Consider the following 25019-nt stretch of genomic DNA (forward strand, 5'->3'; position numbering starts at 1 on the left):
GTGCCCTCAGGGGGCGGAAGCTAGACTGTGCAACTTCAAGTCGACTTGAGGTCAAGGGGTAAGAGACATGGACATCGCAGAGGTGTCGCAGCGGTCCGGCGTTCCTGCTTCAACGCTGCGGTTCTATGACGAAAAAGGGCTGATCACGTCAATCGGCAGGCATGGCTTGCGCCGGCTGTTCGATCCGGGCGTGCTCGACCGGCTGGCCCTGATCGCGCTGGGGCGTGCCGCCGGCTTTTCGCTGGACGAGATTGCGCTGATGTTCGCGTCGGATGGCCAGCCGCGCATCGACCGGCGGATGCTTGCGGACAAGGCCGATGAACTCGACAGGACGATCCGCAACCTGAGCGCCATGCGCGACGGGCTGCGGCACGCGGCCGTATGCCCCGAGCCGAGCCACATGGAATGCCCCAAGTTCCGCCGCATCGTGAAGGCGGCGGCGTCGGGCGCCATTGGCGTTCCGGGGAAGAAGATCCGCCGCGTGGTGAGCGCGCCTTCGAAGTAATCGCGGCGGCAAGAGCCAGGCTACTGCTGCACGTCCTTCTGCATGAACACGCTCAGCGGATCGTCCGGGTAGGTACCGAACCGGCCGCGCCGCACATAGCCCGAACGTGCATAGAACGACAGCGCCTCGGGCTGGCTGACACCCGTCTCCAGCCTGAACATCGCGCAGTTCCGCCGCATCGCTTCGCCTTCAAGAAAGGCCAGCACCTTCGCGGCGATGCCTTGTCCCCGGTTTTCCGGTCGCACGTACATGCGCTTGAGTTCGCCATAACCGGGCTCCATGACGATGGCCCCGCAGCCGATTGCCGTGCCGGCCTCGTCGCGCGCCACCGCGAACAACACATGGGCCGCGGACAGCGCCGCGATGTCGATGCCGTAGTGGCACTCGGGTGGATACAGCGGCTTCTGGTACGCATCGAGATCGTCGATGAGCTGGATGACGTCGGGTTGGTCGGGGCTTTCAAGTGCAATGGTCATCGGGTCTGCTTCTTTCGGAGCGTCGATATTACTTAGCCCGATCGGCAAAGCCCGTCTGCCAGTGGGGCTTCGACGCCACGGCCAACAATGGCTGCGACGACAGGCCGACCTGCCTGCCGGAACCCCGTCCGTTTGTTCGCATGAAGGAGTCACACTTTGGAATACCGTCACCTGGGTAAATCGGGCCTCAAGGTCCCCGTGTTGAGTTTTGGCACCGGCACGTTCGGTGGCAAGGGCGAGTTCTTCAGCGCGTGGGGCAGCACCGACGTGGCCGAGGCGCGCAAGCTCATCGACATCTGCATCGATGCCGGCGTCAACATGTTCGACAGCGCCGACATCTACTCGGCCGGCGCGGCCGAGTCGGTGCTCGGCGAAGCCATCAAGGGCCGGCCGCGCGACCGGCTCATCATCTCGACCAAGGCCACCTTCCGCAGCGGCGAAGGCGCGAACGATGTGGGCTCGTCGCGCCACCACCTCGTGCAGGCGGTCGATGCCGCGCTCAAGCGGCTGGGCACCGACTACATCGACCTGTTCCAGCTGCACGGCTTCGATGCGAGCACGCCGGTCGAGGAAACCGTGTCCACGCTCGACGACCTCGTGCGCGCGGGCAAGCTGCGCTATGTGGGCGCGTCGAACTTCTCGGGCTGGCACCTGATGAAGTCGCTGGCGGTGGCCGAGCGCTACGGCTACGCGCGCTATGTGGCGCACCAGGCCTATTACTCGCTGGTCGGCCGCGACTACGAGTGGGAGCTGATGCCGCTGGCCAAGGACCAGGGCGTGGGTGCCGTGGTCTGGAGCCCGCTGGGCTGGGGCCGGCTCACGGGCAAGATCCGCCGGGGCCAGCCGTTGCCCGCCAACAGCCGCCTGCACGTGACGGCCGACATGGGGCCGCCGGTGGCCGACGAGCTGCTGTTCCGCGTGGTCGATGCGCTGGAAAAGATCGGCGCCGAAACCGGCAAGACCGTGCCGCAGGTCGCGCTCAACTGGCTGCTGCAGCGCCCGACCGTGTCGACCGTGGTTGTCGGTGCGCGCGACGAGGCGCAACTGCGCCAGAACCTCGGTGCGGTCGGCTGGAACCTGACGCCCGCGCAGGTCGCTGAACTCGACGCGGCCAGTACCGTCACACGGGCCTATCCGTACTGGCACCAGCAGGGCTTTCTCGAGCGGAACCCGAACCCTGTCTAAGCAGGCGTCAGCCCGAGCACCCATTTCTTGAAGTGCTCCAGCGCCCCGGAGGCCGGTCGGCCTTCGGGGTACGCAAAGTAGTAGCCCTGGCGCACGTCCAGGTGCCGGTCCACCGGGATCACCAGTTCCCCGGCGCGCAGCTCGTGTTCGATCAGGATGCGCGGCGCCAGGCCGATGCCCATGCCGGCGGCAGTGGCCGCCACCACCATCGTGAACAGCTCGTAGCGCGGCCCGCGCGAGGCGTGCACCGTGTAGTCCCATCCTTGCTGTGCGTACCAGTCGCGCCATGCGTGGGCACGCGTGCTCAGGTGCACATGGCGGCATCGCTCGAAGCCGGCTTCGTCCCATGGCCCGTTGGCATCGCGAAACGCAGGGCTGCAGACCGGCACCATCTCGCCCTCGGCAAAGATCAGCCCGCCGCGCGTGTCGGGCCAGAACTGGTCGCCGAAGTAGATGGCCGCGTCGTAGGCGTTTTCTTGAAAGGAGAAGGGCTGCGAGCGCGCCGACAGGTTGACGGTGATGTTCGGGTGCAGCCGGCTGAACTCGGGCAGCCGGGGAATGAGCCACTGCGTGGCGAAGGTCGGCACCACGGCCAGTTCGAGCACGAAGCCCATCTCGTGGCCCGCGCTGATTTCCAGCGTGTCGCGGCGGATCTGGTCGAGGTGGCGGCGGATGCGCGCCGCGTATTCGCGCCCCACCTCGGTGAGCGTCAGCCGCCGCCGCACGCGCGAGAACAGCGGCACGCCCAGCCGCTGCTCGAGCATGGCCACCTGCCGGCCGACCGCGCTCTGCGTCAGCGCCAGCTCGGTCGCGGCGCGTGTGAAGCTCCCGAGCCGCGCCGAAGCCTCGAAGGCCTGGAGCGCGCCGAGGTTGGGAATGTCTTTTCTCATCGATTCACTGCCTGTTGTCTCTGTCTTCTTGTCGAAGCACCCGCCGTGCCTGCTTCGGGGAAACCGCGCCAGGGCGCCGGCTTCCTTCCGCGCCTGCACAACGTTGTGAGTATTTAGCGTTTGTTCCGCACGCGGTCACGACTCTATTCTGCGTGCCGACCCCTGCCAACGATACGAGGAGACTTCCGATGATTGTTTCGTGCAAACGGCGCGCTGCCCTGGGCATCGCGCTCGCTTCCGTCCTGGGCCTGCCCGCCGCCGCGTGGGCGCAGGCCGAGCAGACCGTCACCATCGGCCACGCCGGCCCGCTGACCGGTGGCGCCGCCCACTGGGGCAAGGACAACGACAACGGCGCGCGGCTTGCGGTCGAAGACCTGAACAAGCAGGGCCTGGTGATCGGCGGCAAGAAGATCAAGTTCGTGCTGCAGTCCGAAGACGACCAGGCCGACCCCAAGCAGGCGATGGTGGTCGCCAACAAGCTGGCCGACATGGGCGTGAAGGGCATGCTCGGCCACTTCAACTCGGGCGCGGCCATTCCGGCATCGGCCGTCTACAGCCGCGCGGGGCTGCCCGACGTGTCCACCGCGACCAACCCGACCTTCACGAAGCAGGGCTACGACAACGTCTTTCGCATCCTGGCCAGCGACGACGACGTGGGCGTTGCCATCGCCAACTTCACCGTGAAGGACCTGAAGGCGAAGAACATCGCCGTGATCGACGACCGCACCGCCTACGGGCAAGGCGCCGCCGAGGTCTTCACGCGCGGCGTGAAGGCGCTGGGCGGCAACATCGTGGCGCAGGAGTACGGCAGCGACAAGGCCACCGACTTCATGGCCATCCTGACCACCATCAAGGCCAAGCAGCCCGACGTGGTGTTCTACGGTGGCATGGACGCGCAAGGCGGCCTGATCGCGCGCCAGATGAAACAGCTGGGCATCACCGCCAAGCTGCTCGGCACCGATGGGCTGTGCACCAACGAAGTCGCCAAGATCAGCGCGGGCGCCGTCGATGGCCTGCTGTACTGCACGCGCGGCGGCAAGGAGCTGGAGAAGACCCCGAAGGGCGCCGAGTTCGAGCAGCGCTACAAGGCCCGCTTCGGTGTCGATGTGCTGACCTATGCGCCGTACCTCTACGACGCCATGATGGCGCTGGCCGCGGGCATGCGCGCGGCCAACTCCGTCGAGCCCGAGGCCTACCTGCCGGCCATGCGCAAGGTGAAGTTCGACGGCGTGACCGGCACCATCAGCTTCGATGCCAAGGGCAACCTGCAGAAGCCTGACTTCACCGTTTTCACCTACAAGGACGGCAAGCGCGTTCGCGTAGCCGGCTCCTGACGCCAGCACCCGCATGCGAACCCTGAACGCGGCGGAAACCGCCGCAGCGCTTCCCTACGGTGCGCTGGTCGATGCGCTGCTGCAGATGTTCGAGCGCGAACGCCGGGGCGAGGCGCACGCCGCGCCCCGCACCTGCGTGCCGCTCGCGGCCGGCGGCGTCATGCTGCTGATGCCCGCGGCCGACCTGTGCTTCGCGGTGCTGAAGACCGTGACCGTGCACGCCGGCAACGCCGCGCAGGGCCTGCCGGTGGTGCAGGGCGACGTGACCTTGATGGACGCGGCCAACGGCAACCGGCTGCTCGGCATGGATGGCAATGTGCTGACGGCTCGGCGTACGGCGGCGTTGTCGCTGGCGGGTGCCATGCGGGCAGGGCGTAAGGGCGGGGCTCGCATGCTGCTGATCGGCGCGGGCGTTCAGGCGCATGCGCATGCCGAGGCTTTCGCCGAGGTGTGGGGCGTGCGGCACCTGCAGGTTCACGCTCGCTCGCAGGCGCATGCCGAAGCGCTGGCGCAACACATGCGGGCGCGCGGTGTCGATGCCAGCGCGGTCGCCGACCCCACGGCCGCGGCCGCGGAAGCCGACGTGGTCGTGGCCACGACCAATTCATGCGATCCCGTGGTGCCGCCGCAATTGCGGCCGGACGCCACCGTGATCGCCATCGGCGCCTACCGCGCCGACATGGCCGAAGTGCCGCCCGAGGTGGTGCGGCGCTGCGCCGTGTTTGTGGATACGCTGGAGGGCGCGCGCGCCGAAGCAGGCGACCTGATCCAGGCCGACGTCGAATGGTCCACCGTGCAGGCCTTTGCCGGCGCATCGCCCGTGGCGGCCGATCGGCCGGTGCTGGTCAAGACCGTGGGCCATGCGCTGTGGGACCTGGCGGCGGCGCAACTGGCGTACAAGAATCAGCAATGACGCCGGCTGTGATGCAGGGCAGAAGCAAGAAGAAAGGCAATTCATGCGTCGTGTGGTGATCATCGGCGGCGGTGCCATCGGCTCCGCCATCGCCTACTTCCTGACCCGGGAGCCGAAAGAGGAGCCCTTCGAGGTCACGGTGGTCGAGCGCGACTTTTCGTACAAGCAGGCGTCGTCGGCGCTGTCGGCCAGTTCGATCCGCCAGCAGTTCTCGACCGCCATCAACATCGAGATGTCGCTCTATGGCATCGACTTCTTCCGCAAGCTCGGCGAGACCTTGCGCGTGGGCGACGACGTGCCCGACATCGGCCTGGTCGAGCCCGGCTACCTCTACCTGGCTTCACAGGCCGGTGTCGACGTGCTGCGCGAGAACCATGCGATGCAGAAGGCGCACGCGGTCGACGTGGCGCTGATGACGCCCGACGAGCTGAAGGCGCGCTTTCCGTGGATCTCGACCGACGGCGTCGCCCTCGCATCGCTCGGCCTCTCGGGCGAAGGCTGGTACGACGGCTACAGCCTGCTGCAGGCCTTTCGCAAGAAGGCCGTATCGCAAGGCGTGCGTTATGTGCAGGCCCATGCCACCGGCCTGCGGCGCAAGGGGCGCGCGCTGACCGGTGTCGAACTCGACGGCGGCCAGGTGCTCGATGCCGACGTGGTCGTCAACGCGGCGGGCGCCTGGGCCGCGAAGGTTGCCGATTGGGCGGGCATTGCGCTGCCGGTGCGCGGGCGCCGCCGCAGCGTGTTCAGCTTTTCATGCCCCGACGCATTGCCGGGCTGCCCGTTGGTGATCGACACCTCGGGCATCTGGCTGCGCCCCGAGGGCCGCCAGTTCATCTGCGGCTTCGCGCCGCCCGAGGCGCAAGACCACGACGACGTGCCGCTCGACGTCGAGTACGACGCCTTCGACAACTTCATCTGGCCCGCGCTGGCCGAACGCGTGCCGGCCTTCGAGGCGATCCGCATGACGGGCGCCTGGGCCGGCTACTACGAGATGAACGTGTTCGACCACAACGCCATCCTCGGCCTGCACCCTGACTGCGACAACCTGTTCTTTGCGAACGGTTTTTCGGGCCACGGGCTGCAGCAATGCCCGGCGGCGGGGCGGGGCGTGGCGGAGTTGATCCGCTTTGGCGAATACCGCAGCCTCGATCTTTCTGCGGTCTCGTTCGACCGCATCCTCAAGAACCGGCCGCTGCTCGAAAAGAACGTGATCTAGGGCGACGCCAGCGCGGTGAACGGCCCCGCCTGGCCCAGCGCCGTCTGCCCTTCGTTCAGCACGGCCACCAGCCTGCCGTAGAAGAACGGCAAGCCGAAATCGATGGCGCCATTGATGCCGGTGCCGGCCACATCGTTGACCGCCACCGCGCCCGGGTTGCTCGTGAACAGCGACTGCGCATTCGCGATCGAGAAGTTCTGGCTCAACGAAGACCCGCCTGCCGCGGTGAAGCTGGCCGACAGGGGCAATGAACTCGCGGGGCAATAGAAGCCCGCAAACGAACCGCTCGGGCATTTGGCAATCGCGGAATCGTTCAGGAAGAAGAAGTTCGAGCCGCTGTCCAGAAAGCTGTCGGGAAAGCTCGTGCCCTTGTAGGTCGCCGAGACGGCGAGCGTCTGCGGATTGGTTCGCAGCACCGTCGCGCCGCTCATCGCGTTGTTGGATTGCGTGCCAACGCCGAAGTAGAGCGTGCCGAGCGTCGTGCCTTGGCCTGCCGCCGAGATCGCAGGCAGGCTGAGCACGACCCCGTTGTTGTCCTGCGCGAAAGCGGCCACGAGGTTCTGGGCCTGCATCGCGAGGGGCACCATGCTTCCCTGGCACGCACCTCCCGAGGGGCAGGTGTAGTAGGTGGCCGCAACGACCTGCTGCGCGCAGGCCGTACCGCAATCGTGCAGGAAGGCCGCCATGCCGATGATGCCGTTCGTTCCAAGGTCAGCGGGGGTGTTTTCAGCCGCCAGCGTGCCGTTGTCCGAGCATGTGACGGGGGCGCCGCCCGCCGCCGTGTCGCCCACGATCTGCAGCGGTTGCGCCGCCGCCGATTTCGGCCCCAGCGTGACGTCGGCCACGCGCATCGTTCCCCAGGTGTAGCCATCAAGGAACTGCTGGCACGCATTCAGCGGCGCACTGTTCACCGACTCGCGCGGCAAGGCCGCGAGCAGCGAAGGATTGATGGCGGCGGCGGTGATCCGCAAGCCCGTGGAGCCGGTGTCGATCAGCACGTTGTTGATCGTCTGGCAGTTGCTCGTTCCCGGCGCGCAGAGCTGCACGCTGACCTGTGGAAGATTGACCCCGCTCGAACCCGTTCCACGGTCCACCGTGACGGTCATCGAATTCTGCGTGCTTGCCACCGGGGCCGGGGCCGGTGCAGGGGCCGGAGCCGCGACAGGGGGCAACCCGATCGGCAGGCCACCGCCGCCTCCACCGCCGCCCCCACCGCAGGCAGCGAGGCCCGCCGCGCATGCAGCCATGGCCGCAGCCCTGAAAAGCCAGGCTTTGGCGCGCGGGGGCATTGCCTTCGCACGCGCGCTGGCGCCGGTCATGCGTTCGTTGCTTGCCTGCTGTGATTCCATGGGCATGTTGGCTGGTGACTGAATCAAGGGTTGAGAGGCTCAGGAGCCTGGCGGGATCGACAGCGCATCCGGACTGACGCCGGCAGGCAGCAACTTCGGCAGCCAGGCAACGCCCGTCGAAGAGCGTTGGTGCGTGGAGGCCTGCACCGCGAACGTCTCGTCATTCTGCGAAGTCGTGCCGTGCGAACCCTTGCCTTGCAGGCGCAGCGCGCGTGCGTTTCGGGACATCTGCGTGGCGTACTGGGTGCCCAACAAGACCGAGAGTTCGGGCCGGTGCGAGCCGCGCCACGCCACCGCGAACACGACACCGTCCGCCGTCAGGTATTCACGCTCGATCAGGCCGTCGGGCAGCGTGGTTTCGCGCGTGGTCCAGCTTGGCGTTGTTCCTGTCGTTGCGCTGCCGCCCGTTGCCGGTTCGGTGCTGGTCGCTGGGCTGCTGGCCTTGTTCGACTCGACGGCAAGGCGCTGAACCGAACGCGCGCTGGCGGCACTCAGCGTGGGGGCACCCCCCAGTTCGGCAAACGCCGAGGGCATGCCGGCCGCGCCGAGCGCAAGCGCGAAGCCGCCCAGCAGGGCGGCCCGTTGGGCACGGTGCGCATGACATTTTTGTGACCTGCTCTTCATGCAGTTTTCCTTTGACGTGCCGACGCGCGGAGATTACATCTCGTTGGCACCGGGTGGGCAAAGACCTGTGTGCCTGCATAGGCTGGCACGCCAAGTCGGCCAGCGATCAGGTTGGCAGTGTTAACGAGTTCGCGGCGAGGGCGTAGGATCGCCGCCAGAGAGGTGTCCCGACATGACCGCACAGACATTGATCGATACCGCGCAGGCGCTGGTCGCCGGCGACAAGGGCCTGCTCGCGATGGACGAGAGCAACGCCACCTGCAACAAGCGCTTCGCGGCGCTGGGCATTCCGCAGACCGAGGGCGCACGGCGCGACTGGCGAGAGCTGATCGTCACCGCGCCCGGCCTGGGCGACAGCATCAGCGGCGCGATCTTGTTCGACGAAACCATCCGGCAGAAGACGAATGCCGGCACGCCGTTCGCCAAGGCGCTGGCCGACGTCGGCATCATCCCGGGCATCAAGGTCGACATGGGCGCGAAGGCGCTGGCTGGCCACTCGGGCGAGACGGTCACCGAGGGCTTGGACGGGCTGCGCGAACGGCTGGCCGAGTACGTCGGCATGGGCGCGCGCTTTGCCAAATGGCGCGGCGTGATCGCCATCGGCGACGACCTGCCCAGCCGTGCCTGCATCGACGTCAATGCCCATGCGCTCGCGCGCTATGCGGCGCTGTGCCAGGAGGCCGGGGTGGTCCCCATCGTCGAGCCCGAGGTGCTGATGGACGGCGACCATTCGCTCGCGCGCTGCGCGCAGGTGACCGAAGAGGTTCTGCGCGAAGTGTTCGCCCAGCTGAACGCGCAAGGCGTGCTGCTGGAAGGCATGCTGCTCAAGCCGAACATGGTGCTGCCGGGGCATGGCAGCCAGGTGCAGGATTCGGTCGAGGCCGTGGCCGATGCCACCGTCGCCTGCCTGCTGCGCACCGTGCCCGCGGCCGTGGCCGGCGTGGCGTTCCTGTCGGGCGGGCAGTCGGCGCAGCTGGCGTCGGCCCGCCTCAATGCGATGAACACGAAGTTCAGGTCGCGCCTGCCGTGGGCGCTGACCTTTTCCTTTTCTCGCGCGGTGCAGCAGCCGGCGCTCGATGCATGGAAGGGCGATGCGGCCAACGTCGCCGCGGCCCAGCAGGCGCTGGTGTTCCGCACCCGCAGCAACCGGGCGGCGCGCCGTGGGGCGTACGACGCGCAGAAGGACGCGCCGCGCTGAGCGATCACTCGTTCAAGCAAGCAATCGATCAACAAACAGACAACGAGAGACAAGACCCGCTTCATGACGATGCAAGACCTGTACGCGCAAAAGCGCGTTTCCGCCGCCGATGCCGTGCGCCACGTGCGCAACGGCGACATGATCATCGTGCCGACCGGCGTCGGCGAGCCGCCCACGCTGCTGACCGCACTGTCGGAGCAGCGGCGCGACTTCCGCGACGTCAAGGTGGCGCAGATTCTTGCGATGCGCAAGTACGCCTACATCGACCCCGAGACGGCTGAGCATGTGCGGCACGTCGCGCTGTTCTTCGGCGGCGCCACCCGTGCAGGCGGGCAGGAGGGCTGGATCGACTTCATCCCCAACTACTTCTCGGAGATCCCGGCGCAGATCGAGCGCGAACAGATTCCGGCCGAGGTGGTGTTCAGCATGGCGTCGCCGATGGACGCGCACGGCTACTTTGCCGTGAGCCTGGGCGCCGACTACACCATGGCTGCCATTGCGAAGGCGCGCGCGGTGGTGCTGGAGGTGAACCCGAACGTGCCCTTTGCGTATGGCGACTGCCACGTGCACATCTCGCAGGTGGCGGCGCTGGTCGAAAGCGACGCGCCGGTGATGGAAGTCGGCCTGCCCAAGATCGGCCCCGTGCAGGAGGCCATCGGCAAGCACGTGGCCGAGCTGATCGATGACGGCTCGACGCTGCAGATCGGCTATGGCGGCATTCCCGATGCGGTGGTGATGCAGCTCACGGGCAAGCGCGACCTGGGCATCCACACCGAGATGATCGGCGACGGCATCCTTACGCTGGTCGAAAGCGGCGCCGTCACCAACCGCCGCAAGAACTACCTGCCGGGCAAGTCGGTCGCCACCTTCGCGCTGGGTTCGAGCAAGCTGTATCGCTTCATGGACCGCAACCCGGCGCTCGAGATGCACCCGGTGAACTTCACCAACGACCCGGCGCTGGCGGGGCTGAACGACAACCTCATCGCCATCAACGCCACGATGCAGATCGACCTGCTCGGGCAGTGCGGCTCCGAGAGCCTGGGGCACGCGCCGTACTCGGGCACGGGCGGGCAGTCGGACTTCGTGCGCGCGGCGAACCGCTCGCGGGGCGGCAAGGCCTTCATCGTGCTGCCCTCGACGGCCAAGGGCGACACCATCTCGCGCATCGTGCCGTCGCTCTCGCCCGGCACGCATGTGAGCACGAGCAAGAACGACATCAATTACGTGGTCACCGAATACGGCGTGGCGCAGTTGCGTGGCAAGTCGGCGAAGCAGCGCGCGCAGGCGCTGATCGCCATTGCGCACCCGAACTTCCGCGCGGAGCTGACCGAGCAGGCCAGGCGCGCGAAGCTGCTCTGACTCAGCTGGCCTTGGCCGCGCGCACCAATGACGGCGTGGCCTTGTAGCTTTCGGGGAAGAGCTTCTTCAGGTCGTCGATCTTCGGCAGGTCGTTGATCGCGATGTAGGGCTGGTTGGGGTGCAGCGTCAGGTAGTCCTGGTGGTAGTCCTCGGCCGCATAGAAGGGCTTGGACATCTCGACGGTGGTCGCGAGCGGCTTGCCGAAGGTCTTGGCCTGGTTGAGCTGCGCGATGTAGTCCTTGGCCACACGGGCCTGCTCGGCGTTTTCGGCAAACACCGTCGAGCGGTACTGCGTGCCGCTGTCGGGCCCCTGGCGGTTGAGTTCGGTCGGGTCGTGCGCCACCGAGAAGTAGATCTGCAGCAGCTTGCCGTAGCTGACCTGCTGCGGGTCGTAGGTGATGCGCACCGATTCGGCATGGCCGGTGCTGCCCGAGCCGACTTCGTCGTAGCGCGCGGTTTTGGCGTCGCCGCCGGCATAGCCCGACACCGCGTTGCTCACGCCCTTGACGCGCTGGAACACACCCTGCACGCCCCAGAAGCAGCCGCCGGCGAACACCGCGGTTTCGGTCTTCGCGGTCGGCGGGGCCGCAAGGTCGACGGTGGGCGCGGGCACGCGGCGGGCCGTTTCGGCGAACGAGGGCACGGCATGCCAGACCAGCAGCGCGGCGGCGAGCGTGCCTGCGGTGAGTGCGAAGGATTTCATGGGGTCTCCTTGAGAGAGGTGTCGGTCGCGAAACCGGTTGACGAGACGTTGACGCCAAACCTGCCGGGCGTCAATGGCGGCTGCTGTGGGTGAAAGCGTTCGAGCAGGCGTTGCTCCAGGCCAATGCCGCCGTCGCCGGACGACCATTGCGCCAGCAGGCCCGTATCGAGCCCGAGCGCCACGGCACCCACGCCCGCGAGCACCGCCACGCCCAGGCCCTTGCGGACCCATTCGCCGATGCCCAGCGAGCGCTTCATGGCCGCGAACAGCCGGCCGCCGGTCCACAGGGCGAGGGCGAGCGAACTGGCCGCGCCGGCCGCATAGGCCAGCAGCAGCAATGAGGTCTGCACGCTGGCGCCGTGGATCGCGGCACCGGTCAGCACGAGGCCCAGCACCGGGCCGGCGCAGGGCGCCCACAGCAGGCCGGTGGCGATGCCGAGGATGAAAGAGGGAACGGGGGACGCCGGTGCGCGCCGTGCCCTGCGATCGGCCGTATCGGACAGCCGCGCGCCCAGCGTCACCAGCGGTTGCGCAAGCCGTGCCGAAAGGCGCGGTGCCAGCAGGGTAAGGCCGAGCAGCGCCAGCATCGCCATCGCGAGGTAGCGGCCGATTTCGTTGGCGTGTACCGCCCATGCGCCCCCGACCGCCGCGAGGCTGGCCACGGCGGCGAAGGTGAGCGCCATGCCCGCCAGCAGCGGCAGGCCGCTGCGCGCGAAGGGCTGGTCGACCCGTGCGAACACGAAGGGCACGACGGGCAGGATGCAGGGCGCGAAGATGGTGAGCGCGCCGCTCAGGTACGACAGCACGAACAGGATCACGAAGGCTCCTTCGGTGCGGGTCGCACCGGGCGGCGCATGGCTTGCAAGGCAGAGGCGGGGACAGAAGAAGGAAGAAAGCGCCCGGCGCTTACTTCTTCATCTCGTCCTTGCCCATGCTGTCCTTGGCCATGGCGTCCTTCTTCATGCCGTCCTTCGACATCGAATCCTTGGCCATCGAGTCCTTCTTCATGCCGTCTTTGGCCATGCCGTCCTTGGCCATGGCGTCTTTCTTCATGCCGTCCTTGGACATCGAGTCCTTGGCCATGCCGTCTTTCGCCATCTCGTCGGCAGCGAAGGCCGAGGCGCCGGCAAAGGCCATGCAGGTTGCGAGCAGGGTTGCGGTGAGCTTGTTCATTTGAAGTCTTCCAGTTGAGGTTTCGTTTTCAAAAAATGGCGCGGTTCCAGGGAACGCGGCCTCGCACTTTCATCGGCAGTCGAGCGGCTGTGGCAGCCGCTCAGCTCCCTCCGAACCAGTTGTAGCCCTGGTCTTCCCAGTAGCCACCGGGATAGGTGTTGGTGACGAAAATCGCCTTGATGTGTTTCGGGTTCTTGTAGCCAAGCTTGGTGGGCATGCGCAGCTTCATCGGAAAGCCGTACTTGGGCGGCAGGGGCTGGCCGTCGTAGGTCAGCGTCAGCAGCGTCTGCGGATGCAGCGCGGTGGGCATGTCGATGCTGGTGTAGTAGTCGTCGGCGCACTTGAAGCCGACGTACTTGGCGGTGGTGTCGGTGCCGATGTGGCGCAGGAAGTCGGCAAAGCGCACGCCGCCCCATTTGCCGATGGCGCTCCAGCCTTCCACGCAGATGTGCCGCGTGATCTGGTCGTGCTGCGGCATGGCGCGCAGCTCGGGCAGCGTCCAGCTGCGCTTGTCGGCGACCATGCCGGTCACTTCGAGCTTGTAGCTGGCTTCGTCGACCTCGCGGACCTCGTCTTCGCCGTAGTAGGCATTGAACGGAAAGGGGCGCGTGATTTCCGATTCAGCGTAGGTCGGCGCAAGCTGCGTGGGGCTGAAGATCAGGCCCTGCACCTTGTCGTTGAAGCGCGAGATCTTCGTCAGCGCCGCTTCGACGTGGCTCTCGTCGCTGATGCTGCAGCCCGTGAGCAGCGACAGGCCACCCAGCGTCAGCGAGCGCTGCAGGAAGGCGCGGCGCGCGGGCTGGTCGAGCTTCTTCGCAATCAGCGAGCGGGCTTCGCGCACGACGGCGTCGCCGTCGATGCCGGTCAGGGAGGGGGCTTTGAAGATTTTCATCGGGCTTTGGGCGCGCGGCCGCGGATCATGGTCAGCAGGGTGCGGGGAACCAGCGCCACCATCACAAGGTGCAGCGCCACGAAGGCGACGATGGCGGCCATGGCAAAGAAGTGGATGCGGCGCGCAAACTCGTAGCCGCCGAGCAGGTCACGCAGCACGGCGAACTGCACCGACTTCCACAGCACCAGGCCCGACAGCACGATCACGATCAGGTCGAGCATCACGAACAGGTAGGCCAGGCGCTGCACGCTGTTGTAGCGGCGCGGGTCGGCATGCGAGAGCTGGCCCTTCAGCGCCGCCAGCGCGTCGTGCCAGATGCCCGCCGGCGTGACCGGGAAGAACTTGGCCGCGAACCGGCCGCTGGCGATGTTGATGGCCAGGTACACGAAGCCGTTGAAGACCAGCAGCCACATGGCGGCAAAGTGCCACTGCAGTGCACCGCCGAGCCAACCGCCGAGCGTGATCACGGTCGGGATGGTGAACGGGAAGAAGGGCGACGCGTCGTAGATGCGCCAGCCGCTCGTGACCAGGATCAGCACGGCCAGCGCGTTCAGCCAGTGCGTGATGCGCATCCACAGCGGGTGGATGGGGCGGGCATCGGGTGCGGTGCTTGCGATGGCGGTGCTGTTCATGGGGCGGATTGTTGGGCGCACCCCATGGCCGATTCATCACGCAAAGTTCAATTAATCGTGATAACTCCAAAATCCGTATCGCGGGACAATCGGCGCCATGGACACCCCCAAGCGCGTGCTGATCGTCGAAGACGACGCCCACATTGCCGAACTGCTGCGCATGCACCTGCGCGACGAAGGCTATGGGGTGGAACACGCCGCCGACGGCCACGCCGGCCTGCGTGAACTGGAGCGCGGCAACTGGGACGCGCTGGTGCTCGACCTGATGCTGCCCGGCATCGACGGCCTCGAAATCTGCCGCCGCGCCCGCGCCATGGCGCGCTACACGCCGATCATCATCATCAGCGCGCGGTCGAGCGAGGTGCACCGCATCCTCGGGCTGGAGCTGGGCGCCGACGATTACCTTGCCAAGCCTTTCTCGGTGCTGGAGCTGGTGGCGCGGGTGAAGGCGCTGCTGCGGCGCACCGACGCACTGGCACGCAATGCGCGCATGGAATCGGGCAGCCTCACGCTGGGCAACCTGGACATCGAGCCGCTGGCGCGCGAGGTGCGCGTCGAAGGCAAGCTCATTGAACTCACGCCGCGCGAGTTCGACCTGCTGTACTTCTTCGCGCGCCATCCCGGCAAGGTGTTCTCGCGGCTCGACCTGCTCAACCAGGTCTGGGGCTACCAGCACGACGGCTACGAGCACACGGTCAACACGCACATCAACCGGCTGCGCACCAAGGTCGAGGCCGACCCGGCCGAACCGCGCCGCATCCTGACGGTCTGGGGGCGCGGCTACAAGCTGTCAGCCACCGGAACCGGCGAGGAGGGCGCCGCATGATGGCTTGGGCCACGCTGTCGCGGCGGCTGTCCGCCGTGTTTGCGGTGCTGCTGCTGGCCTGCTGCGGCGCATCGGCATGGCTGCAGATGCGCGCCAACGGGCAGCACGAGCAGGAAGTGATCCAGCGGCTGTCGAGCGGCCTGGCGGCGCACATCGCGGGCAACTCCGAGCTGATGCGGCCCGGCGGCCTCAACCAGGACGCGGTGAAGGACCTGTTCGACAAGCTGATGGCCGTGAACCCCAGCGTCGAGGTCTACCTGCTCGACCCCGAGGGCCGCATCGCGGCGCAGGCGGCACCGCCCGGCCACCTGAAGCACGACAAGGTCGACCTCGCGCCGATCCGCCGCTTGCTCGCGGGTGCACCGCTGCCGGTGCTGGGCGACGATCCGCGCGGCGAGGGCGGCGCCGGCAAGGTGTTCAGCGTGGCGCCCCTGCGTGTCGACGGGCGCGATGCCGGCTTTGTCTACGTGGTGCTGCAGGGCGAAGACCACGATGCGCTGGCCGCCAACGTCGCGGCCAACAACGTGCTGCGCACCACGCTCTGGTCGATGGGGCTGGTGGCGCTGCTGGGCCTGCTGGCTGGCCTTGCCGCTTTCCGGCTCATCACCCGGCCGCTGCGCGAGCTGACGGCGGCGGTCAAGCGCTTCGAGACCGAAGGCATCGCATCGCTGGAGCGCGAAACGCCCCGGCTGGAGCGGTTGTCGCGCGGCAATGACGAAATCGCCCAACTGGGCGAAGCCTTCACGCAGATGACGCGCCGCATCGCCGAGCAATGGCGTGAACTCACGTTGCAGGACCAGCAGCGCCGGGAGCTCTTCGCCAACATCTCGCACGACCTGCGCACGCCGCTCACGTCGCTGCACGGCTACCTTGAAACGCTGCTGCTCAAGGCTGGCACGCTGAGCGAGGAAGAGCGGCGCCGCTACCTGGAGATCGCGCTCGGCCAGAGCCGCAAGGTGGGCCGCCTCGCCCAGGAGGTGTTCGAGCTGGCGCGGCTCGAATACGGCGTGGTCAAGCCCGAGAAGGAAAGCTTTGCGCTGGCTGATCTCGTGCAGGACGTGTTCCAGAAGTTCGAGCTGGCGGCCGAGGCGCGCCACCAGCAGCTCAAGCCCGACATCGCGCCGGGCCTGCCGGTGGTGTCGGCCGACCTCGGCATGATCGAACGCGTGCTGACCAACCTGCTCGACAACGCCATCCGCCACACGCCGGCGGGCGGCCAGATCGAGGTGCAGTTGCGTGCCCAGAACGGCGGCGTGGCAGTGCAGGTGAGCGACACGGGGCCGGGCATTCCGGGCGAACTGCAGAAGGCGCTGTTCATGCGCCCTGTGTTCATGAGCGGCTCGCGCACCGACAGCGCCAGCAGCGGCGGCCTGGGCCTGGTGATCGTCAAGCGCATCCTGCAGCTGCACGACAGCGACATCAGGCTCGTGCAGCAGGCGGACAAGGGCGCGGTGTTCCGCTTTCAGTTGAGTGGGGCGGCCTGATCGCTGGGGTCAGTACGCCGGCCCCACGTGCCGGTTCAGCCGCTCGATCAACCCCGTCACATCGAAGCCCTGTTCCGCGACCGACCTCGGCAGGATGTGGAACATCCGCGGCATTGGATATATCAGCACGAAGCGCTCGTCATAGCGCCATCTGAGAATGTTCTCCCAGATCAGCGTGTAGTCACCGTGCTCCGACGCGATGCACACGCCTGTGTCCAGCAGTTCGGCCGTGAATTCCCCGTGAATCGCCTTGTACTTGCGGTAGTGCCTGCGTGTTATCTGCGGCGCCACGATGGTCGTGATCACAACCACAATGACCAGGCCGATCACGCCACCGAGGGTGGCTGGCCAGAGTTCGCGGCCTGCGGAAAGTGCGACGAGCAGGAGCACCGTGAGGATGCTTGTCAGCAGCAGTCGTCGAAGGAAGGTCGGCCGCGCGAACAGCTTCATCGCGGCCGCGTAGTCGTCTTCGGAAATTCTGAATGTCGCCGTCATCGCGCGGTGCTCCCCCGTGGTTTGCCTGTGCCGGTTGGCCTGGGGGCGATGCTACAAGAGCATTGCGACCCAACCCAAGGAGACACAAGACCATGCCCGCCTTCAAGACCGTCCTGATCGACAAGGACCCGCAATACCCGCGCATCGCACGCCTCGTGCTCAACCGGCCCGAGAAGCTCAACGCCATCGGCGAGACCACGCCTTCCGAGATCCGCCGCGCGGTCGAATGGGCGGAGGCGGACGACGAAGTGCATGTGATCGTGGTCGAAGGCGCGGGCCGTGCCTTCTGCGCCGGCTACGACCTGGGCGACTACGCCGAAGGCCAAGGCCGCGAAGGGAAGGGCGACCACCCCTGCCGGCAAGAGAAGACGCCCTGGGACCCGATGCTCGACTACGCCGCCATGAAGCGCAACACCGAAGACTTCATGGCCCTGTGGCGCTGCAACAAGCCGACCATCGCCAAGGTGCACGGCTACGCAGTGGCCGGCGGCAGTGACATCGCGCTGTGCTGCGACCTGCTGACCATGGCCGACGACGCGCGCATCGGCTACATGCCCACGCGCGTGTGGGGCTGCCCGACCACCGCGATGTGGACCTACCGCCTGGGCGCCCTGCGCGCCAAGCAGCTCATGTTCACGGGCGACACCATCCCCGGCACGCAGGCGGCCGAATGGGGCCTCGCCAATTTCTCCGTGCCCGCCGCGCAACTCGACGACGCCACGCTGAAGCTGGCGCAGCGCATCGCGGGCGTGCCGCGCTCGCACCTGATGATGCACAAGCTCGTCGTCAACCAGGTGTGGCATTCGATGGGGCTGGAGCAAAGCCAGATGTTCGCCACCGTGTTCGACGGCATCACGCGCCACAACCCCGAGGGCATGTGGTTTCGTCGGCAGGCGGAGGCCGAGGGTTTCAAGAGCGCCGTCACGTGGCGCGACAGCGGCCGCGACATTCCCGAGGGCGACGAGGCGAGGGCGCTCGTGGCGGAACTCGAAGCAAAGCTGGCCGCGGCGCGGGCGGCCGTGCCGGTCAGCCGGTCGTGAGCCGCATCTGCGGCCGCTGGCGTTCGGGCTGGCCCTCGATGGGCGCCGCGATGGCGCCGATGCGTTGCGCGCCGAAGGCCTGGTAGAAGGCTTCGGCGTACGGGTCGGCGTCGATGTGCAAGGTGCTGGCGCCTTGCGCGGCCGCGAGCTGCCGGGCGGCCATCAGCAGCGCGCGGCCGATGCCGCGGCCCATGTGGGCCGAAACGACCCAGAGGTGGTCGAGCAGCCACTCGGCATTCGCATCGGCCTGCGGCGGCACGATGATGACGAAGCCCGCCACCTCACCGGCGACTTCGGCCACGCGCGCATAGCGTTCATCGAGCTGCGCTGGCTCGACCGTCAGGTCGCCGCGCCAGCGCTCCAGCTGTGCGGCGGGGTACGGCCAATGGGCTTTGGAAGCCAGGGCGATGTCGCTCAGCAGCGCAGCCTCGTTGGCGCGGGCGGGGCGCAATTGCCACGGCGTTTTCTGCGATGTCGTCATGGCCCGGTTGCACCGCCGGCACCCCGGCGTGTGACGACCACCGTGGCTTCGAGGCCCTCGTACGCCTCGGCGTCGCCATACCAGCTGCCCGAGATCGGCGCCGCCTGCGCGGGGTCGCGCGTGACGCCGACGCGGATCAGCTGGCCGCTGCCCATCAGGTTGTTGGTGGGGTCGAATGCCAGCCAGCCGACGCCGGGCAGGTAGGCCTGCAGCCAGGCGTGGGTGGTGCCGGCACCGGTCATCGATTCGCCGGCGGTCTGGTTGGCGCGGTCGAGCGCGGCGTCGTAGAGATAGCCGGAGACGAAGCGCGTCGCGATGCCCAGGCGGCGCGCGGCTTCCATCATCAGCAGTGCGTAGTCGCGGCAACTGCCGCTGCCCAGGGCCAGCGTGGCAAGCGGCGTCTGCGTGCCTTCTTCGTCGCGTGCCTTGTATTCGAGGCTCTGGCCGATGTGCGCGTTCATGCGCGTGAGCACTTCGCGCGTGCTGTTCGGCTGGTCGGTGTGCAGGAACTGGTGGGCCCAGCGGATCAGCGTGCCCTGGTTGTCGTCGTCGTGGTGCGGGCGCAGGTAGTGCTCGAGGTCGAGGCGCTCCTGCACCGAATAGGCAAAGGGCAAGAACTCTGCGGCCGGGTCGAGCGCGAGCTGGTCTTGCTGCGCGGGCACATGCTCGATGGTGAAGGAGCAGGTGATGCGCAGCTCGGTGGCCTCGCCCATCGGCTGCACCAGCGCCACGGAGTTGGAATGCGGGTCTTGAATGAGCCGCGTGAAGGCCTGCGGGCTCACCTGCAGGTCGGTGGCCAGCACGCGCAGGTCGTGGCTGTCGCGTGGACGGAACATCACGCGGTGCAAGCCGAAGGTGACCGGCTTCTTGTAGCGGTAGACGGTGGTGTGTGTGATGTCGTACTGGATGGCCATGCGCTGCATTCTCACGCGTTCACAAGACAAGTGGTGGCTTGCGGCGGCCCGATGCCGCAGAATCGGCGCCCGCCCGATCTTTCGGGCCGTCTTCTTTCATCCAGGAGATTCCGGCCGCCATGTTTTCCGCCACCTTCATCTTCGCCAAGAAGCAGTTCGACGACGAGTTCCATCGCCTCGACCAGACCATCGCCGCGGCCGCGAAGTCGCTGCCCGGCTACCTGGGCGAAGAGACGTGGGAGAACACCGGCAACGGGCTGATGTCGAACGTGTACTACTGGGAGTCGCTCGACAGCCTGCAGGCGCTGATCCGCCATCCGGTGCACCAGCAGGCCAAGGCCGCGCAGGCGAACTGGCTCGATGGGTACAAGGTGGTGATCTCCGAGGTGGTGCGCACCTATGGAGACAGCCGCATCGATCACATGCTGGCGCCTTCGGGCCAGGCCGGGGCGTAGCCGGCGCATGACCGAATCGTTCGACCTCGTCCGGGTGCTGGGCGGTCTGGCGATCGGTGTCTTCTCGGGCGCGGTGGCCGGCTTGCTGGGCGTGAGCCCGGGCGGTGCGCTGGTGCCCGCGCTGGCGCTCATGCCGGGCCTGGGGCAGCACGATGCGCAAGGCATCTCGCTCGCGGCGCAGCTGGTGCCGACCAGTCTGGCGGGGTTCCTGCGCTACCGGGTGTCGGGGCACGGTGCGTCGTGGCGCACGGTGGTCTGGATCTCGCTGGGTTTTCTGGGCGGCGCCTACCTGGGCGCGCGCGGTGCGCATGGCGTGGGCGACGCGGCCCTTCGATGGATGTTCGTCGGCTACCTGCTGGTGCTGGCGGCGCTCGTGGTGCTGAAGTCGCCGTCTCCGCACCCGGCCGGCGTGGGCATTGCGCTGCCTGACGAGCCGCGCGGTTCGATGCCTGCATTGCTGGCGGTGGGCGTGGTGGCGGGCGCTTCGTCGGGTCTGCTCGGCATTGGCGGCGGGCTGGCCATCACGGCGCTGCTGACGGTGGCACTGCATTACTCGCAGCACCGGGCGCAGGCGGTCAGCCTTGCCATCAACGCGTTGCCGCTCGCGCTGCCGGCCGTGTTCGTCTATGCCAGCCTGGCGAACGGGTTGCCGTGGGTGCTGCTGGGGTTTGTCGTGGTCGGGTTGTGGATCGGCACGGCGCTGGGGGCCCGGCTTGCCACAGGGCTGGAAGAACGCGCGCTGCGCAAGTACTTCCTGGTGCTGGTGGTTTGCATGGCGCTCTTGATGGCGTATCGGGCCGCGGGCGCAGCCTGAAGCGATCGTTCAGAGCCGCTGCGTGCCGAGTGCCTTGGCCAGCGTTGCGGGCAAGGGGAGCGGTTCGCCATGCCATTGCGCCACGAGCAACTCGGCGCACAGCGCGGCAAAGCTCAGGCCGCGCGAGCCCAGGGCGGTGCAGGCCCAGGGGGCGTTTGCATCGGCACCCAACGGGCCGACCAGTGGCCGCCGGTCGCCCGAAGCACAGCGCACGCCGACCCACGCGTTGACTTCGCCGCGCTCGAACGCCGGTGCCAGCGAGGCGGCCGCGGCGGGGTGCAGGCGGGCGAGGCGTTCGCGGTTTGCCGTGGCGTCTTCGGCGTTTGGCGCAAGGTCGGTGCTGTCTCGGTCGAAGGTGGCACCGGCCAGCCAGAGCAGGGCGCCTTCGGTGCCTTCGGTATGGGGGACGTGGGCGATCAGATGGCCGTCGCCGTTGAGTGGCGTGGTGGGCAGCGCGGCTTCGGCTGTCATGCGCCCCCATGCGACCTGACCGCGCACGGGTTGCAAAGGGAGTTCGGGAGCGAAACGGCCCGATTCGAAGCCTGCGGTGATGACGACGCGGTCCGCTTCTGCCAGCAGTTTGTCTGCGGCGTCGAGCAGTTGCCAGCCTGTCGTGCTGTGCGTGAGGCGTGCCACCGGGCTGCCGCCACGGAACACGATGCCGGGTTCGCTCAGCCACGCATCGATCAAGCGATGAGGCTTCACCCATGCAGCACGCATGTGCCAGAGCGCTGGCGTATCGGCGGGCAGATCGACGGCTGTCAGCTGCGCCGGGCTTGCGGGCCACGATTCATTGGGGCCGCTGTCGCTCCAGCCGGCAGGCACGCGCGCATCGCCATCGGGGCGACGCTCCAGCACGCCGCTGGCACGCCAGTCGCGGCCTTCTTCGAGCAGGCGTGCGAGTTCCTGCCATGTGGCACGGATGCCGGCACGCGTCAGGCGCGAGAGCAGCGCGTCGTCTGGCGAGACATGGGGTGCCAGCATGCCCACCGGCAGGCCCGAAGCGCCCGAGGCTGGGTGGTCGGCCGCATCGAGCACGGTAACCCGCCATCCGCGCCGCGCGAGGCTGGCCGCGACGGCAGCCCCCGCGAGGCCAGCGCCGATCACGGCGCAGCGCCCGGGCGTCTCGACATGCTCGGCTGCCGGCCCGCGCCGCCGCACCGTCCACGCAGGCGAAAACACGCCGCCCAGGCAATCGCGCTTGGGCGGCAGGCCGGGGCGCCTTTCAAGCTGAAAGCCGTTCTGCTGCAGCGCATCGCGCACCGCGCGCGCAAAGGTCCAGGTGGCCAGCCCGGTACCCTGGCGGGCAAAGCGCGACACCGCCTTCAGCGTGTCGGGCAACCACATGGCCGGGTTCTGCTGCGGGTTGAAGCCGTCCAGGAAGATGCTGTCGGCCTCGAAACGCTGCGCGCGCAGCATCGCCTGCACATCGCCGATGCACAGCGTGAGCAGCACGCGGCCTCCGTCGAAGGCGAGCCTGTGAAAGCCGGGCAGCAGCCCATGCCATTGCGCGACCAGTTCCTCGGCCAGCGGCAGCAGCTCGGCATAAGCCCCGGCGGCGCGCAGCAGGTCTTCAGGCGCGATCGGGTGCGCCTCGACCGAGACGAAGTGCAGCATCCGTGGCCGGCCGGCGTCCGCACGCCAGGCCTGCCAGGTTGTCAGAAAATTGAGGCCCAGGCCGAAGCCAGTTTCGAGAATCCGCCATTGCGGGCGTCCGGCCCAGGCCGCGGGCAGCCCGCAGCCGCCCAGGAACACGTGGCGCGACTGCGCCAGTGCCCCGGTTTCGGTGTGATAGATGTCGTCGAAGCGTTCGCTGCGGGGCACGCCGTCGGCGCGCCAGGTGACGGGCTCGGCCGCCAAGGCGGACTCAGTTCGAGGGAGGGACGTAGCCTTGCGCCACGTCGGCGCCTTCGCCGAAGAAGTGCTTTTCCATCTGGCGGGCCAGGTACTGGCGGGCGCGCAGATCGGCCAGATTCAGCCGGTTTTCATTGACCAGCATCGTTTGCTGCTTGAGCCAGGCGGCCCAGGCTTCCTTGCTGACGTTTTCCCACAGGCGCTTGCCCAGGTCTCCGGGGTAGGGCGGGAAGTCGAGCCCTTCGGCCTCTTTGCCGAGCTTGATGCACTGAACCATGCGTGCCATTTTTTGCCTCTTGTGGGGGGTAAGCGTGTTGCTTAGTTGATTTCGCTATTTAGAACTGAAAACTTGGTCGTTCCAGTTCCTATATGTCGTATTGAGAATACGCAGCTCCATTGATATGCCTTTTTAGAGCAAGACACCATGAGCCTTCGCCGCGACTTTATCAAGCTTTCCCTGGGTGCCGGCGTGGCCGGTGCCATGGCCCTGTCGGCATTGCCGACGTTTGCCCAAGGCGGCGCGGCGCCCGTGACGCTGCTGAACGTGTCGTACGACCCGACGCGTGAGCTGTACGTGGACTACAACCAGGCCTTCGCCAAGTACTGGAAGGCCAAGACCGGCCAGGACGTGACGGTCAAGCAATCGCACGGCGGTTCGGGCAAGCAGGCCCGCTCGATCATCGACGGCATCGACGCCGACGTGGCCACGCTGGCGCTCGGCGGCGACATCGATGCGCTCGTCACCCATGGCGGCCTCGTCAAGGCCGACTGGCAAAAGCGCCTGCCGCACAACTCCGCGCCCTACACCTCGACCATCGTGTTCCTGGTGAAGAAGGGCAACCCCAAGGGCCTGAAGGACTGGGACGACCTCGTCAAGCCCGGCGTGCAGGTGATCACCCCCAACCCCAAGACCTCGGGCGGCGCCCGCTGGAACTACCTTGCCGCCTGGGAATTCGCCAAGCGCAAGTATGGCGGCGATGCCAAGGCCAAGGAATACATCGGCAACCTGTTCAAGAACGTGCCCGTGCTCGACACCGGCGCGCGCGGCGCAACCATCACCTTCGTGCAGCGCGGCGTGGGCGACGTGCTGCTGGCCTGGGAAAACGAAGCCTTCCTGGCGCTGAAGGAATTCGGCCCCGAGAAGTTCGAGATCGTCGTGCCTTCCATCTCCATCCTGGCCGAGCCCAGCGTGGCGGTGGTCGACAAGGTCGTCGACAAGAAGGGCACGCGTGCCGTGGCCGAGGAATACCTGAAGTACCTGTACTCCGATGAAGGCCAGGACATCGCCGGCCGCAACTTCTACCGCCCGACGTCCGACAAGGCGAAGGCCAAGTACGACAAGCAGTTCCCCAAGCTGACGCTGGTGACCATCGACCAGGCCTTCGGTGGCTGGGCGAAGGCCGACAAGGAGCACTTCGCCGATGGCGGCTCCTTCGACCAGATCTATACCGCCAAGCAGAAATAAGCAGCCCGGTCCGCTGTCCAGCCGATAGCGCATGGCGCCCGTTCGACGGGCGCCATGGGCTGTTTCGCCCTGAATTCCTGAAGAAAAACGAAAGCCTTCCGTGTCCGTTCTCCTGATTGCCGGCAGCCCCTCGGCCCCGTCCCGTTCCACCGCCTTGCTCGAGGCCGTGGGCGAGCGGCTGGCCAAACGCCATGCGCAGATCGAGCGGCTCGCGATCCGCGACCTGCCGGCGCAGGCGCTGCTGCTGGCCGAGTGGAGCCACCCGGCCATCGAGCGTGCCGTTGCCCAGGTGGCGGCGGCGCGCGTGATCGTGGTGGCCACGCCGGTCTACAAGGCGGCCTACAGCGGCGTGCTGAAGGTCTTTCTCGACCTGCTCGCGCAGAACGCGCTCAAGGGCAAGACGGTGCTGCCATTGGCCACCGGCGGCAGCCCGCACCACATGCTCGCGCTCGACTACGCGCTGCGGCCCGTGCTGCAGTCGCTGTCGGCGCGCCACATCCTGCCGGGCGTCTACGCCAGCGATTCGCAGATTGCGCTGACGCCCGAGAACGCCTACCAGGTGCACAACGACCTGGCCGAGCGGCTCAACGAGGCCGTCGAGGTGCTCGCCACCGAAGGCCTGAAGCTGCCCGCCACACATGGCTTCGAGCCGGTGCCGTTTTCGCGCGTGCGATGTAGCGTCTGACGGCCGGGTTCTTCATCGAACCGGCCTCATCCAGACTCCAGACCCATCCCTGCTCCC

Annotated in this window: 27 protein-coding genes and 1 pseudogene; 14 read left to right on the forward strand and 14 right to left on the reverse strand. The window is 67.4% G+C overall.

Features of this window, described 5'->3' with window-relative positions:
- Positions 1 to 67: 67 nt before the first annotated feature.
- Entirely contained in the window at positions 68 to 505 is a 438-nt protein-coding gene (locus tag ACGLHS_RS15320; protein ID WP_394480879.1) for a helix-turn-helix domain-containing protein, read from the forward strand.
- Positions 506 to 525: 20 nt separating this feature from the next.
- On the opposite strand, the gene ACGLHS_RS15325 is transcribed toward ACGLHS_RS15320, so the two are convergent.
- The gene (locus ACGLHS_RS15325) at positions 526 to 981 is read right to left on the reverse strand and encodes a GNAT family N-acetyltransferase (RefSeq protein WP_394480881.1); all 456 of its coding nucleotides are present in this window, start codon (positions 979 to 981) and stop codon (positions 526 to 528) included.
- 156 nt (positions 982 to 1137) lie between these two features.
- Between ACGLHS_RS15325 and ACGLHS_RS15330 the strand changes: the two genes are divergently transcribed.
- A complete protein-coding gene (locus ACGLHS_RS15330; RefSeq protein WP_394480883.1) occupies positions 1138 to 2166 on the forward strand; it encodes an aldo/keto reductase in 1029 nt (342 codons plus the stop codon).
- Here the strand turns inward: ACGLHS_RS15330 and ACGLHS_RS15335 are convergent.
- Positions 2163 to 3056 carry a LysR substrate-binding domain-containing protein gene (locus tag ACGLHS_RS15335; protein ID WP_394480885.1) on the reverse strand — a complete coding sequence of 298 codons (894 nt, stop codon included), beginning with the start codon at positions 3054 to 3056 and terminating at the stop codon, positions 2163 to 2165. The genes ACGLHS_RS15330 and ACGLHS_RS15335 overlap by 4 nt on opposite strands.
- Before the next feature lie 188 nt (positions 3057 to 3244).
- On the opposite strand from ACGLHS_RS15335, the gene ACGLHS_RS15340 reads away from it, so the two are divergent.
- From ACGLHS_RS15340 to ACGLHS_RS15350, 3 genes are read left to right on the forward strand one after another with little or no spacing between them, the layout of a single operon-like run.
- The gene (locus ACGLHS_RS15340; protein ID WP_394480887.1) at positions 3245 to 4390 is read left to right on the forward strand and encodes a branched-chain amino acid ABC transporter substrate-binding protein; all 1146 of its coding nucleotides are present in this window, start codon (positions 3245 to 3247) and stop codon (positions 4388 to 4390) included.
- A 13-nt stretch (positions 4391 to 4403) separates the two neighbouring features.
- Entirely contained in the window at positions 4404 to 5303 is a 900-nt protein-coding gene (locus tag ACGLHS_RS15345) for a delta(1)-pyrroline-2-carboxylate reductase family protein (protein WP_394480889.1), read from the forward strand.
- Between the two features lie 43 nt (positions 5304 to 5346).
- On the forward strand, positions 5347 to 6519 hold the full coding sequence (locus tag ACGLHS_RS15350) for an NAD(P)/FAD-dependent oxidoreductase (protein ID WP_394480891.1): 1173 nt from the start codon (positions 5347 to 5349) through the stop codon (positions 6517 to 6519).
- Here the strand turns inward: ACGLHS_RS15350 and ACGLHS_RS15355 are convergent.
- Both ACGLHS_RS15355 and ACGLHS_RS15360 read right to left on the reverse strand, forming a co-directional pair.
- Entirely contained in the window at positions 6516 to 7868 is a 1353-nt protein-coding gene (locus tag ACGLHS_RS15355; RefSeq protein WP_394480893.1) for a DUF3443 family protein, read from the reverse strand. The genes ACGLHS_RS15350 and ACGLHS_RS15355 overlap by 4 nt on opposite strands.
- 39 nt (positions 7869 to 7907) lie before the next feature.
- A complete protein-coding gene (locus tag ACGLHS_RS15360; protein WP_394480895.1) occupies positions 7908 to 8492 on the reverse strand; it encodes a DUF2844 domain-containing protein in 585 nt (194 codons plus the stop codon).
- Positions 8493 to 8664: 172 nt separating this feature from the next.
- Between ACGLHS_RS15360 and ACGLHS_RS15365 the strand changes: the two genes are divergently transcribed.
- Together ACGLHS_RS15365 and ACGLHS_RS15370 are read left to right on the forward strand one after the other, a co-directional pair.
- Positions 8665 to 9690: a class I fructose-bisphosphate aldolase gene (locus tag ACGLHS_RS15365; protein ID WP_394480897.1), complete on the forward strand. Its 1026-nt coding sequence runs from the start codon at positions 8665 to 8667 to the stop codon at positions 9688 to 9690.
- 63 nt (positions 9691 to 9753) lie between these two features.
- The gene (locus ACGLHS_RS15370) at positions 9754 to 11049 is read left to right on the forward strand and encodes an acetyl-CoA hydrolase/transferase family protein (RefSeq protein WP_394480899.1); all 1296 of its coding nucleotides are present in this window, start codon (positions 9754 to 9756) and stop codon (positions 11047 to 11049) included.
- A 1-nt stretch (position 11050) separates the two neighbouring features.
- On the opposite strand, the gene msrA is transcribed toward ACGLHS_RS15370, so the two are convergent.
- The 5 genes and pseudogenes from msrA to ACGLHS_RS15395 form a co-directional block, all read right to left on the reverse strand.
- Positions 11051 to 11752: a peptide-methionine (S)-S-oxide reductase MsrA gene (msrA, locus tag ACGLHS_RS15375; protein WP_394480901.1), complete on the reverse strand. Its 702-nt coding sequence runs from the start codon at positions 11750 to 11752 to the stop codon at positions 11051 to 11053.
- 95 nt (positions 11753 to 11847) lie between these two features.
- Positions 11848 to 12570 (reverse strand): annotated as a pseudogene (locus ACGLHS_RS15380) (cytochrome c biogenesis CcdA family protein); the annotation flags it as partial.
- An 88-nt stretch (positions 12571 to 12658) separates the two neighbouring features.
- Positions 12659 to 12925: a pentapeptide MXKDX repeat protein gene (locus ACGLHS_RS15385; RefSeq protein WP_093240504.1), complete on the reverse strand. Its 267-nt coding sequence runs from the start codon at positions 12923 to 12925 to the stop codon at positions 12659 to 12661.
- Positions 12926 to 13025: 100 nt separating this feature from the next.
- On the reverse strand, positions 13026 to 13817 hold the full coding sequence (locus ACGLHS_RS15390) for a molybdopterin-binding protein (RefSeq protein WP_093240501.1): 792 nt from the start codon (positions 13815 to 13817) through the stop codon (positions 13026 to 13028).
- Entirely contained in the window at positions 13814 to 14449 is a 636-nt protein-coding gene (locus tag ACGLHS_RS15395) for a cytochrome b/b6 domain-containing protein (protein WP_093240499.1), read from the reverse strand. Before ACGLHS_RS15395 ends, ACGLHS_RS15390 begins: the two co-directional genes overlap by 4 nt.
- A 97-nt stretch (positions 14450 to 14546) precedes the next feature.
- Between ACGLHS_RS15395 and ACGLHS_RS15400 the strand changes: the two genes are divergently transcribed.
- Both ACGLHS_RS15400 and ACGLHS_RS15405 read left to right on the forward strand, forming a co-directional pair.
- Positions 14547 to 15275 (forward strand): response regulator transcription factor, encoded by a 729-nt coding sequence (locus tag ACGLHS_RS15400; protein ID WP_093240496.1) that lies wholly within the window; start codon positions 14547 to 14549, stop codon positions 15273 to 15275.
- The gene (locus ACGLHS_RS15405) at positions 15272 to 16759 is read left to right on the forward strand and encodes an ATP-binding protein (RefSeq protein WP_394480906.1); all 1488 of its coding nucleotides are present in this window, start codon (positions 15272 to 15274) and stop codon (positions 16757 to 16759) included. Before ACGLHS_RS15400 ends, ACGLHS_RS15405 begins: the two co-directional genes overlap by 4 nt.
- 9 nt (positions 16760 to 16768) lie before the next feature.
- Here ACGLHS_RS15405 and ACGLHS_RS15410 read toward each other — a convergent pair whose 3' ends face one another.
- A complete protein-coding gene (locus ACGLHS_RS15410) occupies positions 16769 to 17254 on the reverse strand; it encodes a YcxB family protein (RefSeq protein WP_394480908.1) in 486 nt (161 codons plus the stop codon).
- Between the two features lie 92 nt (positions 17255 to 17346).
- On the opposite strand from ACGLHS_RS15410, the gene ACGLHS_RS15415 reads away from it, so the two are divergent.
- Positions 17347 to 18294: a crotonase/enoyl-CoA hydratase family protein gene (locus ACGLHS_RS15415; RefSeq protein ID WP_394480910.1), complete on the forward strand. Its 948-nt coding sequence runs from the start codon at positions 17347 to 17349 to the stop codon at positions 18292 to 18294.
- On the opposite strand, the gene ACGLHS_RS15420 is transcribed toward ACGLHS_RS15415, so the two are convergent.
- Positions 18281 to 18775 (reverse strand): GNAT family N-acetyltransferase, encoded by a 495-nt coding sequence (locus ACGLHS_RS15420; RefSeq protein WP_394480912.1) that lies wholly within the window; start codon positions 18773 to 18775, stop codon positions 18281 to 18283. The two genes, ACGLHS_RS15415 and ACGLHS_RS15420, sit on opposite strands and share 14 nt — an antisense overlap.
- Positions 18772 to 19698, reverse strand: coding sequence for a transglutaminase family protein (locus ACGLHS_RS15425; RefSeq protein WP_093240486.1), 927 nt, complete (start codon positions 19696 to 19698; stop codon positions 18772 to 18774). Before ACGLHS_RS15425 ends, ACGLHS_RS15420 begins: the two co-directional genes overlap by 4 nt.
- A 110-nt stretch (positions 19699 to 19808) precedes the next feature.
- On the opposite strand from ACGLHS_RS15425, the gene ACGLHS_RS15430 reads away from it, so the two are divergent.
- Positions 19809 to 20144: an antibiotic biosynthesis monooxygenase family protein gene (locus ACGLHS_RS15430; RefSeq protein ID WP_394480915.1), complete on the forward strand. Its 336-nt coding sequence runs from the start codon at positions 19809 to 19811 to the stop codon at positions 20142 to 20144.
- Positions 20145 to 20151: 7 nt separating this feature from the next.
- Complete coding sequence (locus ACGLHS_RS15435) at positions 20152 to 20958, forward strand: sulfite exporter TauE/SafE family protein (protein ID WP_394480917.1); 807 nt, start codon at positions 20152 to 20154, stop codon at positions 20956 to 20958.
- Between the two features lie 9 nt (positions 20959 to 20967).
- Here the strand turns inward: ACGLHS_RS15435 and mnmC are convergent, their stop codons facing one another.
- Both mnmC and ACGLHS_RS15445 read right to left on the reverse strand, forming a co-directional pair.
- Positions 20968 to 22818 carry an FAD-dependent 5-carboxymethylaminomethyl-2-thiouridine(34) oxidoreductase MnmC gene (gene mnmC / locus ACGLHS_RS15440; RefSeq protein ID WP_394480919.1) on the reverse strand — a complete coding sequence of 617 codons (1851 nt, stop codon included), beginning with the start codon at positions 22816 to 22818 and terminating at the stop codon, positions 20968 to 20970.
- Positions 22819 to 22825: 7 nt separating this feature from the next.
- A complete protein-coding gene (locus tag ACGLHS_RS15445) occupies positions 22826 to 23098 on the reverse strand; it encodes an oxidative damage protection protein (RefSeq protein ID WP_070060844.1) in 273 nt (90 codons plus the stop codon).
- A 138-nt stretch (positions 23099 to 23236) separates the two neighbouring features.
- Between ACGLHS_RS15445 and ACGLHS_RS15450 the strand changes: the two genes are divergently transcribed.
- Positions 23237 to 24277, forward strand: coding sequence for a sulfate ABC transporter substrate-binding protein (locus tag ACGLHS_RS15450; RefSeq protein WP_093240478.1), 1041 nt, complete (start codon positions 23237 to 23239; stop codon positions 24275 to 24277).
- A gap of 100 nt (positions 24278 to 24377) precedes the next feature.
- Positions 24378 to 24962, forward strand: a complete 585-nt coding sequence (ssuE, locus tag ACGLHS_RS15455; protein WP_093240477.1) for an NADPH-dependent FMN reductase — start codon at positions 24378 to 24380, stop codon at positions 24960 to 24962.
- Positions 24963 to 25019: the final 57 nt, after the last annotated feature.

Source organism: Variovorax sp. VaC1 (genome assembly GCF_043658315.1).
Taxonomy (GTDB): domain Bacteria; phylum Pseudomonadota; class Gammaproteobacteria; order Burkholderiales; family Burkholderiaceae_C; genus Variovorax.

Excerpts from the sequence above, each read along its gene's own strand:
- ACGLHS_RS15320 (WP_394480879.1), top strand. The coding sequence starts at position 68 with ATGGACATCGCAGAGGTGTCGCAGCGGTCCGGCGTTCCTGCTTCAACG.
- ACGLHS_RS15325 (WP_394480881.1), bottom strand. The coding sequence starts at position 981 with ATGACCATTGCACTTGAAAGCCCCGACCAACCCGACGTCATCCAGCTC.
- ACGLHS_RS15335 (WP_394480885.1), bottom strand. The coding sequence starts at position 3,056 with ATGAGAAAAGACATTCCCAACCTCGGCGCGCTCCAGGCCTTCGAGGCT.
- ACGLHS_RS15340 (WP_394480887.1), top strand. The coding sequence starts at position 3,245 with ATGATTGTTTCGTGCAAACGGCGCGCTGCCCTGGGCATCGCGCTCGCT.
- ACGLHS_RS15345 (WP_394480889.1), top strand. The coding sequence starts at position 4,404 with ATGCGAACCCTGAACGCGGCGGAAACCGCCGCAGCGCTTCCCTACGGT.
- ACGLHS_RS15350 (WP_394480891.1), top strand. The coding sequence starts at position 5,347 with ATGCGTCGTGTGGTGATCATCGGCGGCGGTGCCATCGGCTCCGCCATC.
- ACGLHS_RS15355 (WP_394480893.1), bottom strand. The coding sequence starts at position 7,868 with ATGGAATCACAGCAGGCAAGCAACGAACGCATGACCGGCGCCAGCGCG.
- ACGLHS_RS15360 (WP_394480895.1), bottom strand. The coding sequence starts at position 8,492 with ATGAAGAGCAGGTCACAAAAATGTCATGCGCACCGTGCCCAACGGGCC.
- ACGLHS_RS15365 (WP_394480897.1), top strand. The coding sequence starts at position 8,665 with ATGACCGCACAGACATTGATCGATACCGCGCAGGCGCTGGTCGCCGGC.
- ACGLHS_RS15370 (WP_394480899.1), top strand. The coding sequence starts at position 9,754 with ATGACGATGCAAGACCTGTACGCGCAAAAGCGCGTTTCCGCCGCCGAT.
- msrA (WP_394480901.1), bottom strand. The coding sequence starts at position 11,752 with ATGAAATCCTTCGCACTCACCGCAGGCACGCTCGCCGCCGCGCTGCTG.
- ACGLHS_RS15385 (WP_093240504.1), bottom strand. The coding sequence starts at position 12,925 with ATGAACAAGCTCACCGCAACCCTGCTCGCAACCTGCATGGCCTTTGCC.
- ACGLHS_RS15390 (WP_093240501.1), bottom strand. The coding sequence starts at position 13,817 with ATGAAAATCTTCAAAGCCCCCTCCCTGACCGGCATCGACGGCGACGCC.
- ACGLHS_RS15395 (WP_093240499.1), bottom strand. The coding sequence starts at position 14,449 with ATGAACAGCACCGCCATCGCAAGCACCGCACCCGATGCCCGCCCCATC.
- ACGLHS_RS15400 (WP_093240496.1), top strand. The coding sequence starts at position 14,547 with ATGGACACCCCCAAGCGCGTGCTGATCGTCGAAGACGACGCCCACATT.
- ACGLHS_RS15405 (WP_394480906.1), top strand. The coding sequence starts at position 15,272 with ATGATGGCTTGGGCCACGCTGTCGCGGCGGCTGTCCGCCGTGTTTGCG.
- ACGLHS_RS15410 (WP_394480908.1), bottom strand. The coding sequence starts at position 17,254 with ATGACGGCGACATTCAGAATTTCCGAAGACGACTACGCGGCCGCGATG.
- ACGLHS_RS15415 (WP_394480910.1), top strand. The coding sequence starts at position 17,347 with ATGCCCGCCTTCAAGACCGTCCTGATCGACAAGGACCCGCAATACCCG.
- ACGLHS_RS15420 (WP_394480912.1), bottom strand. The coding sequence starts at position 18,775 with ATGACGACATCGCAGAAAACGCCGTGGCAATTGCGCCCCGCCCGCGCC.
- ACGLHS_RS15425 (WP_093240486.1), bottom strand. The coding sequence starts at position 19,698 with ATGCAGCGCATGGCCATCCAGTACGACATCACACACACCACCGTCTAC.
- ACGLHS_RS15430 (WP_394480915.1), top strand. The coding sequence starts at position 19,809 with ATGTTTTCCGCCACCTTCATCTTCGCCAAGAAGCAGTTCGACGACGAG.
- ACGLHS_RS15435 (WP_394480917.1), top strand. The coding sequence starts at position 20,152 with ATGACCGAATCGTTCGACCTCGTCCGGGTGCTGGGCGGTCTGGCGATC.
- ACGLHS_RS15445 (WP_070060844.1), bottom strand. The coding sequence starts at position 23,098 with ATGGCACGCATGGTTCAGTGCATCAAGCTCGGCAAAGAGGCCGAAGGG.
- ACGLHS_RS15450 (WP_093240478.1), top strand. The coding sequence starts at position 23,237 with ATGAGCCTTCGCCGCGACTTTATCAAGCTTTCCCTGGGTGCCGGCGTG.